6 protein-coding genes are annotated in these 11,816 nt (G+C 73.0%); 5 read left to right on the top strand and 1 reads right to left on the bottom strand.

What is annotated here, in order from left to right; translation table 11 throughout:
* Positions 1-13: 13 nt before the first annotated feature.
* Positions 14-4,348 carry a non-ribosomal peptide synthetase gene (locus tag B0I32_RS34915; RefSeq protein ID WP_146178420.1) on the bottom strand — a complete coding sequence of 1,445 codons (4,335 nt, stop codon included), beginning with the start codon at positions 4,346-4,348 and terminating at the stop codon, positions 14-16.
* 235 nt (positions 4,349-4,583) lie between these two features.
* On the opposite strand from B0I32_RS34915, the gene B0I32_RS34910 reads away from it, so the two are divergent.
* Genes B0I32_RS34910 through B0I32_RS34890 form a run of 5 tightly spaced genes read left to right on the top strand, consistent with a single transcriptional unit; the run spans position 4,584 to position 11,794 of the window.
* Positions 4,584-5,324, top strand: coding sequence for a sulfotransferase-like domain-containing protein (locus B0I32_RS34910; RefSeq protein ID WP_219912154.1), 741 nt, complete (start codon positions 4,584-4,586; stop codon positions 5,322-5,324).
* On the top strand, positions 5,321-6,247 hold the full coding sequence (locus tag B0I32_RS34905; protein ID WP_106247075.1) for an ornithine carbamoyltransferase: 927 nt from the start codon (positions 5,321-5,323) through the stop codon (positions 6,245-6,247). Before B0I32_RS34910 ends, B0I32_RS34905 begins: the two co-directional genes overlap by 4 nt.
* Positions 6,244-7,221 carry a TauD/TfdA family dioxygenase gene (locus B0I32_RS34900; protein ID WP_106247271.1) on the top strand — a complete coding sequence of 326 codons (978 nt, stop codon included), beginning with the start codon at positions 6,244-6,246 and terminating at the stop codon, positions 7,219-7,221. Before B0I32_RS34905 ends, B0I32_RS34900 begins: the two co-directional genes overlap by 4 nt.
* Positions 7,218-8,462, top strand: a complete 1,245-nt coding sequence (locus tag B0I32_RS34895) for a cysteine desulfurase-like protein (protein ID WP_106247074.1) — start codon at positions 7,218-7,220, stop codon at positions 8,460-8,462. The genes B0I32_RS34900 and B0I32_RS34895 overlap by 4 nt, the downstream gene beginning before the upstream one ends.
* Positions 8,459-11,794 carry a non-ribosomal peptide synthetase gene (locus B0I32_RS34890; RefSeq protein ID WP_219912153.1) on the top strand — a complete coding sequence of 1,112 codons (3,336 nt, stop codon included), beginning with the start codon at positions 8,459-8,461 and terminating at the stop codon, positions 11,792-11,794. Before B0I32_RS34895 ends, B0I32_RS34890 begins: the two co-directional genes overlap by 4 nt.
* Positions 11,795-11,816: the final 22 nt, after the last annotated feature.

The following is an 11,816-nucleotide window of genomic DNA, read 5'->3' as shown; positions in this document are numbered from 1 at the left end:
GTGACCTCCGACGTCATGTCGTCTCTCTCCGTTGCCGTGGTGCCCGGTCGATCGGCCTGACGGCCTGTCCTGCGTGCCGGGCCTGGTCCAGGTACTCCGCCACTCCCGCAACGGTCGGGCTGCTCAGCAGCACGCCCAGGGGGAGGTCCACGCCGAAGGCGGCCCGGATGCGCGCGACGATGCGCGCGGCCAGGAGCGAGTGGCCACCGAGGTCGTAGAAATCGTCGTGCACACCGACGCGCCGCACCGAGAGCACCGCCCGCCAGAGGCCGGCGACGGCGCGTTCGGTGTCCGTGCGCGGCTCGCCGTCCGCCGTCCACTCGCCCTGGCGGTGCTCGTCCGGAGGTGGCAGCGCGGACCTGTCCAGCTTGCCGTTCGGGCCGACCGGCCACCGGGGCAGGACGACGACGGTCTCGGGGACCATGACCTCGGCGAGTCTCTCGCGCAGGTAGTTCCGCAGCTCCGGTGCCAGGAGCTTCCGGGCTGCGGCGCGCACGGGGGCGGTCGCGTACGACTCCCACTGCCGCTCGCCGCCCGCCGGCATGGTGACGACCGTTCCGGCGTCGGCGAGGACGACGTCGAACTCGCCGGCCGCCACGGGGATGAGCTTCGCAGTGCGGCCGAGGCGCGCGCCGAGATCCAGCAGTTCCGCGAGCGCTTCCCCCAGCCGCTCGGTTTCTCGCGTACGGCGCAGGCCGGCCAGCGTGCGGGGGCCGCCGGGGTCGGACAGCAGACGCGCGGCCCGCACCTCATCCATGATCGCCGCGTCGGGGACGCCACGCACCACGACCGGCCCGCCGACCGCGGCGTCCAGCGCGCCTTCCCCCCAGTCCAGCTCGCCGGGCACGGCGGCGGGCTCTCTGACGGGTCCCGTTCGGAGCACGACGTCGAAGATGGCGCCCACCGGCGCCGGGAGCGGCCTGGCCAGGACCTCGGCCGAGGCCAGCTCCGGGATCCGCTCGACCAGGGCGGGGAAGAACGCCGGGTCCAGCGCGAGCCCCTCCTCGGCCGCGACGCGCCGGACCAGCGCCTGCCTGGCGATCTCGCACGGTGTGTCTGGCTTCATGACGCGCAGCAGCTCGGCGGTCCACGCCACTTCCCGCATCGGGAGGCTGCGCAGGCCGCCGAGGAACACCTGGCCGCCCGGCCGCAACAGCCGGGCGGCGCCTGCCACGACTCGTACGAGGTGGTCCAGATCGGGGAAGCCGCCGATCACCGAGTCGATGATCACGGTGTCGAAGTGGTCCGCGGGAAGGCCGGAGAAGTCGTCGGCGGGCCGGCGCGGCAGCGTCGTCACCTTCCCGCCCAGGCGGTCCTCGATCCCGGGCAGGTCGGATCCGCCGATGAGGTGGTAGGAGTCGCACTGTGGCGCCAGGCTGAGCGGTAGAGCCGCGTCGGCGCAGCCGATCTGCAGCACCCGCGACGGGCGCAGGCCCATGACGCGGCGGACGGTCTCGCCGGCGTGCCCGACTGCCTCGGTTTCGGGGCGTTCCTCGCGAGGGGCGGCGGCCAGGTCCTCCTCGCGCATGGTCACGTACGCGGCCAGCCCGACGTCCCCGCCGCCATCGCGGGCGACCACGACCGCCTTGTCGACCTTGGGGTGAGCGGCGAGGACCGCCTCGACCTCCGCGGGTTCGACCCGGTGTCCGCGGATCTTCACCTGGTCGTCGAGCCGCCCCAGAAAGTCGATCGTGCCGTCGGGGAGCCGCCGGACGCGGTCGCCGGTCCTGTACAGTCTGCCGCCCGTGCCGAAGGGATCCGGCCCGAACCGTTCCGCGGTCAGCGCGGGCCGCGCGTGGTAGCCGCGGGCGACGGGTGCGCCGCCGATGTACAACTCGCCGGGCACGCCGTCCGGCACGGGCTCCAGGTGAGGGTCCAGCACGTACAGGAGCGCACCGGGGACGGGCCGGCCGATCGGGATCCGCGTGGCGGGCGGCGGCAGGGGCACGGGGTGGGCCGTGACGTCAATGGCCGCTTCGGTGGGGCCGTACAGGTTGAACAGTTCGGTGTCCGGCAGCCTTTCGTGAAAGCGGCGTGCCAGGTCGGGCGGCAGCACCTCGCCGCCGCACAACACCCGGCGCAGGGACCCGCACTCCGCGACGCCCGGCTCCTCCAGGAAGGCGCCCAGCAGCGACGGTACGAAGTTCGCCGTACCGACCCGCTCCGCCGCCACGAGCCCGGCCAGGTACGCGGGGTCCCGATGCCCGCCCTGCGCGGCGATGACCACCCGCGCGCCCGAGGCCAGGCCGAGCGCCCACTCCCCGACCGACACGTCGAAGCCGATGGGCGTCTTGTACAGAACCGCCTCGTCCGGCCCCGGCCCGTACGCCTCCCGCATCGCCCGGATCCGGTTGACCAGAGCGCGATGCTCGTTGACCACACCCTTGGGCCTCCCGGTCGAGCCAGAGGTGTAGATCACGTACGCCGCCGAGCGCGAATCGACCCGCGTACCCGGCCGCGCCCCGGCGAGGCCCGCCGCCCGCGGCGCCAGGTCGTCCAGCAGGATCGTCCGCCCGGCATCGCCGCACGGCAGCCCGGCCCTGGTCACCACCACGCGCGGAGCGCTGTCACGCACCATGAACGCCAGCCGCGCGGCGGGCAGCGCCGGATCGAGCGGAACGTAGGCCGCCCCCGCCTTGAGCACGCCCAGCAGCACGGCCAGTTGCTCCGCCGAACGGGGCAGGCAGACACCGACCGTGTCCTCGTGCCGCACCCCCGACTCCCGCAGCAGGTGAGCCAGCCGGTTCGCCCATTCGTCCAGCTCCCGGTACGTCAGCCTGGCCCCGTCGTCCACGGCCGCGACGGCGTCGGGCCGGCGGTCCACCGAGTCCTCGAAGAGCCGGTGCAGGCAGCCGTCCGCCGCGGCGAGGCCCGTGCCCGCGCGATCGAGGCGCAGCTGCCGCTCCCTCTCGGACCGGTCCATCAGCGGGAGCCGCCCGATGCTCCGGTCCGGCTCGGCGACGGCGGCGGTGACGATCGTCCGCCACGCCTCGGCCAGGCGGCGGACGCCGGCCTCGTCGTAGCGGTCCACCGGGTACTCGACCAGGCCGTGCAGGGCTCCCGCATGGTCAGGGGTGAACTCCAGGCGCAGGTCGAACTTGGCCGTGTCGGTGTAGAGGGGCGCGACCTCGACGTCCAGGTCCGGCAGGCGGAGCTTCGGGTGCGGGGTCTCGTACACGACGAGCGTCTGCCCGAACAGGGGCGTGCGCGCCGCCGGGTCACGGTCGGGGTTGACCTCGTCCACCACTCGCTCGAAGGGCGCGTCCTGATTGGCGTAGCCGTCCAGGCACGCCTGCCGCACGCGGCGCAGGGCCTCGCGGAACGACGGCTCCCCCGACAGGTCGAGTCGCAGCGGCAGCGTGTTCGTGAAGGGCCCGACCAGGTCGGCGATCTCGGCGCGGTTGCGGCCCGCGATCGACGCGCCGATCACGAGGTCGTCCTGCCCGCTCCACCGGTGCAGCAACACGGCGAACGCGGTGAGCAGGACCATGTAGAGCGTCGCGCGCTCGCCGTCGCCGAACGCGCGCAGCCGGCCCGCCAGGTCCGAGTGCACGTCGAACGGCACCGACGCGCCGCGTTCCGATCGCTCCGTACCGGGCGCGGCATCGCCGGGCAGCTCGACGGGCCGGGAGCCGGCGAGCAGCTCGCACCAGTGGTCCAGTTGCCCGCGCAGCCACGGGCCGTCCAGCTGCCCGGCCTGCCAGATCGCGAAATCGGCGTACTGGAGCGAGAGCTCGGCGAGCGGGGACTCCGCTCCTGCGCGGAACGCCTCGTACAAGGCCGTCAGCTCGCGGAACATGACCCCGAGCGACCAGCCGTCGGCGGCGATGTGATGGACGCACAGGACGAGGGCGTGCTCGCGGGGCGCCGTGCGTACGAGCAGCGTGCGCACCATGAGGTCGTGGGTGAGGTCGAAGGGCTGGTGCGCCGCCGCGTGGCAACGCGCGGCCATGGCCGCCTCGCGTTCCGCCTCCGGCACGCAGGACAGGTCGACGAGCGGCAGCTCGACCGGGTCCGCGGGCTCCACCCGCGCCCATGGCTCCCCGTCGTCCTGGTGGAAGGTCGTGCGCAGTGTCTCGTGCCGGCGGACTATCTCGTCAACGCTCCGGCTCAGGGCCGGCACATCGAGTGCGCCGTCGAAGCGGACGAGCCCGGCCACGTTGTACTGCGCGGAGCCGGGGTCGAGCTGGTGAATGAACCAGAGCCTGCGCTGGGCGAAGGAGAGGGGCAGGCGGGCCCGGTCCGCGGCCGATGGGGCGATCCGCCGGTCGGCGGGTGCCACGTGGTGCCGGTCCAGGAGCTGGTCGAGCAGCTTCCTGCGGTCACCGGTCAGGCGTGCGGACCGCATGATCAGTATCACTCCCCTGCGGATCGACCGGCTCGCGGATGGCGAGTCGTTTCACGGTCGCATCGCCCGTCTGAAGGCGAGTAGTCAGGAAGATTCCCGACATTTCACAGCCGAATGGCGGTCCTAGGCTGCCGGTGATCGGCGCCGTTCCGCCGGACGGGCGCGTTCCCGGCCCGATCGAGCCAGGCCAGGCCCGCCCCTTTGGAGGAGAGCGTGGGAGCAGCGTGAGTACGTCGTGGACACGAAGCCGGTGATCCTCGCCCTGTGGAGCCTGCCGCGGAGCAGGTCCACCGCCTTCTTCCGGATGATGGCCCAACGCGGCGACTTCCTCGCCGTTCACGAACCGTTCTCCAACCTCGCCGAGTTCGGCTCCGCCGAGGTGGCGGGCCGGCGGGTGCGCACGCCGCGCGCCCTGCTGAGCACGCTCAGGTCCGCGGCCGAGGAGCGCCCGGTGTTCTTCAAGGACACGACGGACGAGCGCTACCCCGCGGTGCTCGACGACCGTGACTTCCTGTGTACGGGTGCGCGGCACACGTTCCTGATCCGGCACCCGCGCGAGACCATCCGCTCCTATCACGCGCTCAACCCGGAGGTACGGCGCCACCAGATCGGCGTCGAGGCCCTGCACGAGATCTTCACCGCGGTCGGGCGGCTGACCGGCAAGGTCCCCGTCGTGATCGACTCGGCCGACCTCGTGGCTGCGCCCGAGGCGCTGGTCCGCGCGTACTGCGCACGGGTGTCGATCCCCTTCGACCCGCGAGCGCTCACCTGGGAGGCCGGCGACCGGCCTGAATGGCGGCCGACCCGGCGCTGGCACGCGGACGTCGCCCGCAGCACCGGCTTCCGCCAGGCTTCGACTGTCTACGACCTCGACGTCGACCGCGACCCGGTACTGAGCGGCCACCTGCGGCATCACCTGCCCTTCTACGAGGAACTGCATCGCCACCGCCTGCGCGTGTGTGAGGAGAAGCCATGAAGCACCCAGCGAGATGCCTGATCTCGCTCGACGACCTGACCGACGCGGACCTGCACGCGATCGTCGAGGCGGGCACCCGCCTGTCCGCCGGGCTCGACCGTCCGGGCGACCCGTTGGAGGGCCAGGTCGTCGGCATCTACTTCCGCAGGACGTCCACACGGACCAGGACCGCCTTCTCCTCCGGGGCGCTACGCCTGGGCGCGCGGATCGTCTCCTTCGGCGCCGACGACCTCCAGACGAACACCGGCGAGAGTGTCGGGGACACCGGACGGGTGCTGTCACGGATGCTCGACGCGATCGTCTGCAGGACGGCCGGCGATCCGGCCGAGCTGCGCGGCTGGGCCATGGAAGGCGGGATGTCCGTGGTGAACGCGATGAGCGCCGACGAGCACCCGACCCAGGCGCTGGCGGATCTGACCACGCTGTCACGGGTGTTCGGCCGCGTGCAGGGCCTGCGGCTGCTGTACATCGGCGAGGGGAACAACACAGCCGCCGCGCTCGCCCTCGCGCTGTCCCGTTACCCGCTGGTCACGCTGGAACTGCGCACCCCGCCCGGCTACGGGCTGACGGACGACGTACGCGGGCGAGTCGCCGCCCACTGCGAGCGGAGCGGGGCGACCGTGGTGGAACGGCACGATATGGCAGACCTGCCCATCGGCTGCGACGTGGTCTACACCACCCGCTGGCAGACGACCGGCACGTCCAAGCCCGACCCGGACTGGCGGCGGGACTTCGCGCCCTTCCAGGTCACTGAGGCGCTCTGGAAGGACAGCCCCGGCGCGCTCTTCATGCACGACCTGCCCGCCCACCGGGGCGAGGAGGTCACGGCGGACGTGCTCGACGGCCCGCACAGCATCGCCTTCGACCAGGCTGAGAACAAGCTGCACAGCGCGATGGCGCTACTGAGGTGGTGCCGCTCATGAACGGTTTCCCTGAGAGCGAGCACACGCTCCCGTACGTGGTGCAGGCGGCGGACGAGGGCGACCCCGTCGCCGGCCTGGTGGCGGCCGACAGGGCACGGCTGCGCGCGCTGCTCACCCGCCACGGCGCGCTGCTGCTGCGCGGCTTCTCCGTCGGCGGGTCCGACGGCCTGGAACGCGCGGTGCGCGAGCTGTCCGGCGAGCCGCTGCCCTACACCGAACGCTCCTCGCCACGCAGCACGATCAAGGGCCAGATCTACACGTCCACGGACTACCCGCCGGACCAGGAGATCTTCCTGCACAACGAGAACTCCTACCAGACGTCCTGGCCGACGGTGCTGTACTTCCACTGCGTGCGCCCGCCCGCCACCCTGGGCGCAACGCCGCTCGCGGACGTGCGACGGGTACACGCCGAGCTCGACCCGGCGGTGCGCGAGGAGTTCGCCCGCCGCCACTGGATGTACATACGCAACTTCCACGAGGGCTTCGGCACGGCCTGGCAGTACGTCTTCTCGACTGACGACCGGCTGGCCGTGGCGGACTACTGCCGCGCGCACGACGTGGAGTTCTCCTGGTCGGATGCCGGGGGGCTGCGTACGAAGGCTGTCAGGCGGGCGATCCACACGCACCCGGTGACCGGCGAGCCGGTGTGGTTCAACCACGTCGCCATGTTCCACCACACCACTCTCCCGCCCGAGGTCCAGGAAGGGCTGCTGGCCCTGTTCGCCGAGGAGGACCTGCCGAGCACCGCCTGCTACGGCGACGGGGGCCGGATCCCCGACGAGGTGATGGACCACATCCGCGGCTGCTACCGGAAGGCGACGACCCGCTTCGACTGGCACGAGGACGACCTGCTCGTGGTCGAGAACATGCTGGTCGCGCACGGTCGCGAGCCTTTCACGGGGCCGCGTCGCATCGCGGTGGCGATGGCCGAGCCCTCCAGCCCGGACGAACAGCGAGGAGGCGATATCCGATGACCTTCACGGCCGAGCGGATACGCGCGGATTATCCCGCGTTGTCGGGCGAGACGGCCTGGCTGGACGGCGCCGCGGGCACCCAGGTGCCGCGGTCGGTGATGGAGGCGATAGCCGACGTCTACCGCGACGGGCTGGGCAACGTCAACGGGGTCTTCCCCGCCAGCCACCGATGCGAGCGGATCGTGGACGAATGCCGGGACGCGATCGCCGACCTCACCGGGGGCGAGCCGGACGGCGTGGTGCTCGGCGCGAACATGACCACGCTGACCTACCGCTTCGCCGCGACACTAGCCCGAACCTGGCGGCCCGGCGACGAGATCATCCTGACCCGGCTCGACCACGACGCCAACGTGCGGCCGTGGGCGCAGGCGGCCGAACGCACGGGCGCAGCGGTGCGCTGGGCGGACATCGACGTGCCGTCCGGCGAGCTGCCCGTAGAACGCTTCGACAACCTGCTGCGGGAACGGACCCGGCTGGTCGCGATCACGGCCGCGAGCAACGTGCTCGGCACGATCCCCGACGTGGCGGCGATCGCAAAGAGCGCTCACGAGGTCGGCGCGCTGGTCTACGTGGACGGGGTGCACGCCACTCCGCACATGCCGGTGGACGTGCGCGCACTCGGCTCCGACTTCTACGCCACCAGCGCCTACAAATGGTCGGGGCCGCACGTCGGCGCGGTCGTCGCGGCGCCCGACCTGCTGGCCACGCTGGCTCCCGACAAACTCGCGCCCGCGCCCGACCGGGTGCCCGACCGCTTCGAGACCGGCACCCCGCCCTTCGCCGACCTGGCCGGGGTGACCGCCGCGGTGGATCACCTGTCCCGGCTCGACCCGATGGCGACGGGCACCCGCCGCGAGCGGATCCTCACCTCGATGGCCGCCGTCGAGGCCTACGAGCAGGCCGAGCTCACCCACCTCCTCGACGGGCTGGCCGCCATCCCGCACGTGCGGCTCGTCGGGTCGCCGCGACGGCGCACCGCGACGGCGTACTTCACGGTGGCGGGCCGCGCGCCGCGGGACGTGGCCAGGGAGCTGGCCAGGCACGGCCTCAACGTGTGGAGCGGCCACAGCTACGCCTGGGAGCCGACGGGCGCGCTCGGCCTCCGCGACGCGGGTGGCGCCGTACGCGCGGGCCTGGTGCACTACAACGTCCGCGCGGAGGTGGAGCGGCTGCTCGCTGTGGTGGCCGCCCTCGGCCCCGGCGATGGCCCCCGCGGCGGCCCAGGCGGCGGCGCGTCATGAGCGGCGAGACCGCTCCGCTCGGCGAGGAGCTGCTGAGCATGCTGGCGGCCCTGTCGCCGGAGCGCCGCCAGCTACTCAGCATGAAGCTAACCCAGGCGAGCCGCGACGACCGGCCGATTCCCCGTCTGCCACGCCGCCCCGGGGAGAACGCCCTGCCCGCCGCGCACGGCCAGCAGCGGCTCCACTTCCTGCACAGGCTGGACCCGGACTCGGCCGCGTACCTGGTGCCGGCCGCGCTGCGGCTGCGCGGAACGGTCGTACCCGACGTACTGCGCGCCTCGCTCGACGCTCTCGTGGCGCGGCACGAGGTGCTGCGCACGGGCTTCAGGTACGACGCCGTAGAAGGAGTGGTACAGGTCGTACGCGCCGCACAGGACATCGAGACCGTCCTGATCTGCGGCGAGGCACCGCCGGACCGGATCGACCACCTTGTCACCGAGTTCGCCCGGAGGCCGTTCGACCTGGCCGAGCCACCGCTGCTCCGCGCCGCCCTCTGGCGGGTACGGGAACCGGGCGAGTCGTACGTGCTGGCGGTGTGCGCCCACCACATCGTCGTGGACGGATGGTCCCTGCGCATCCTGGTCGAGGAGCTCGCCGAGCTCTACCGGGCGGGCGTCGCCGGCCGATCGCCGAACCTGCCGGAACTCACCATCCAGTACGCCGACCACGCGGCCTGGCAGCGAGAGCAGCTGGACGGCGCCTCGCTCGCGGGGCACCTGGAGTACTGGCGGCGGGAGCTGCTCGCCGCGCCTCCGGTCGAGCTGCCCGCGACCCGGCCGAGGCCGAAGACCTGGTCGTTCGCCGGCGACGGGGTGGCCTTCCACCTGCCTCCGGACCTGACGGTGCGCCTGCGCGACGTCGGCCGCGCCGAGGACGCGACCCTGTTCCTGGTCCTGCTGACCGGGCTCGCCGTCGTGCTGCACCGCTGGACCGGACAGTCCGATCTGCTGGTGGGGACCCCGGTCGCGGGCCGGTCGCGCCCGGAGGTGGAGCGCTTGGTCGGGTTCTTCGTCAACACCCTCCCGCTCCGCGTCCGGCTGGTGCCGGAGGAGACGTTCTCGGGCCTGCTCCGGAAGGTGCGGGCGGGTTACCTGGAGGCAACCGCGCACCAGGAAGTGCCGTTCGAGCTGATCGTCCGCGAGAGCGGCGCCGACCGGCGGGGCGAGCGCTCGCCACTCATCCAGGTGCTGCTGGCGCTGGACACCGCCAGACCGGCGGGCCTGGACCTGCCGGGCATCGAGGCGGAACTCGTGGACCTCGCTCCGGCGGGGGCTCCGCTCGACCTCAGCGTGTCCCTCGCGCCCACGGCGGACGGCGGCCTGTCGGGGTGGGTCATCTACGCCACGGACCTGTTCGACCGTCAAGCGGCGGAGCGGTTCTCCCGGCATCTGCGCACGCTCTTCGAGTCGGTCGCCCGGGACGTCGCCGCCGCGGTCCCGGCGCTGCCGTCGATGCCGGATGCGGAGCGCCGCTGGCTTTCCGAAAGGGGTCGCGCATCCGGGGACCCGACGCCGGACTCGGTACTCGACCTGTTCGACGCCCAGGTCCTCACCTCGCCCGACGCCGTCGCCGCGGTGTGCGACGTGTCGGGCGAAGCGGTGTCGTACCGGCAGCTCGACGAGCGCGCCGAGCGGCTCGCGCAGTGGCTTCGCGACCGGGGCGTGGGGAACGAGGACCGGGTGGGCGTCTGCCTGGACCGCGGCCTCGACCTCGTCGTCGCGCTCCTCGGCGTGCTCAAGTCGGGGGGGACGTACCTCCCGCTGGATCCCGGGCTGCCCGGCTCGCGCCTGCACTGGCTCGCGCTCGACACCCGGCCCGTGCTGACCCTGTGCTCGGACGCGTACGCGGACCGGATCCCGGGCGAGACGGCACGGATTCCGGACGCCGTCGCGCGCGGCGGTTCCGGCGCCCGGTCCGCGACACCCGACCCGCGCGGCGCCGCGTACGTCGTTCACACCTCCGGCTCGACGGGCACGCCCAAGGGCGTCGTGGTCCCGCATCAGGCCCTGGCCAACCGGATCCGGCGGATGGGCGCGGACCTCGGCTACTCCGCCGGCGACGTCGTGCTCTTCAAGACGCCCATCTGCTTCGACCCGTCGATCGCGGCGGTCCTCACCCCGCTGACGACGGGCGGCACGATCGTGATCGCCGCGCCCGGCCGACACGGTGACCCCGCCTATCTCCGCGCGATCATCGAGCGGCACGGGGTCACCGCGTGCGACTTCGTCCCGTCGATGCTGCGGGCCGTCCTCGCCGACCAGGACGCGGCAAGCGCGCTGCGCAGCCTGCGGGTGATCCCGTGCGGGGGCGAGGAGCTGGCTCCCGACCTGGCCGAACAGGCGCTCCGGCTGCTCCCGCGAGCCCAGCTGTACAACCTGTACGGCCCCACCGAGGCGACCATCGACGTCTCCTTCCACCGTGTCACGGCACCGGTGCAGGCGCCGCCGCCCATCGGCGCTCCCATCGGCGGCAACGAGCTCTACGTCCTGGATGCCACGGGCGCGCTCGCACCGATCGGGGTGCCGGGCGAGCTGCACATCGGAGGGATGCAACTGGCGCGCGGCTACCTCGGGCGGCCAGGGCTGACGGCGGACCGGTTCGTTCCGCACCCGTTCCGTCCCGGGCAGCGGCTGTACCGCACGGGCGACCGGGTGTGGTGGCGGCCCGAGGGCGTCCTCGCGTACCTGGGCCGGCTCGACCGGCAAGTCAAGATCAACGGCCATCGCGTCGAACCGGCCGAGGTCGAGGCCGCGCTCCGCGCCCATCCGGAGGTCGTCGAGGCCGCCGCCATCCCGCGTGCCGGGGCTCGCGGCGAGCCGCGGCTGGCCGCGTACGTCACGCCGCCGGTCGATCCCGGCTCGCTGCGCGCCCATCTCGCCGAGCGGTTGCCCGCCGCGTGGATCCCGTCCTTCTTCACCGGGTTGGACGCGCTCCCGCACAACGCCTCGGGGAAGGTCGATCACGCCCGGCTGCCGGAACCGGTACCGGCCGGGCTCGGTCCGTCCGTTCCGCCCGTGGACGCGCTCGAAGAGGTCCTCGCGGCGGTCTGGGCCGAGGCGCTGGCCGTGGACGGCGTCGGCAGGGACGACGACTTCTTCTCGCTGGGCGGCCATTCGCTGCTCGCCACGACGATCGCGGCGCAACTCGGGGACCTGTTCAGGTTCGAGCCGCCGCTGCGGTTCTTCGTCGAGACGCCCACCGTCGCGGGCCTGGCGGCCCTGATGCGCGAGCAGGGCGAACAGCACGGGATCGACGCCGACCGGGTCGCCGAGCTGATCGCGCAGGTCGAGGCGATGTCCGACGACGAGGTCGAGGGAGAGCTTCTCAGATGAGGCGGACCGGGGGTACGGCAAG

This window comes from Nonomuraea fuscirosea (genome assembly GCF_003001935.1).
Lineage (GTDB): Bacteria > Actinomycetota > Actinomycetes > Streptosporangiales > Streptosporangiaceae > Nonomuraea > Nonomuraea fuscirosea.
The sequence above is the reverse complement of the archived record's forward strand: the minus strand, read 5'-3'. Positions and strand labels throughout refer to the sequence as shown.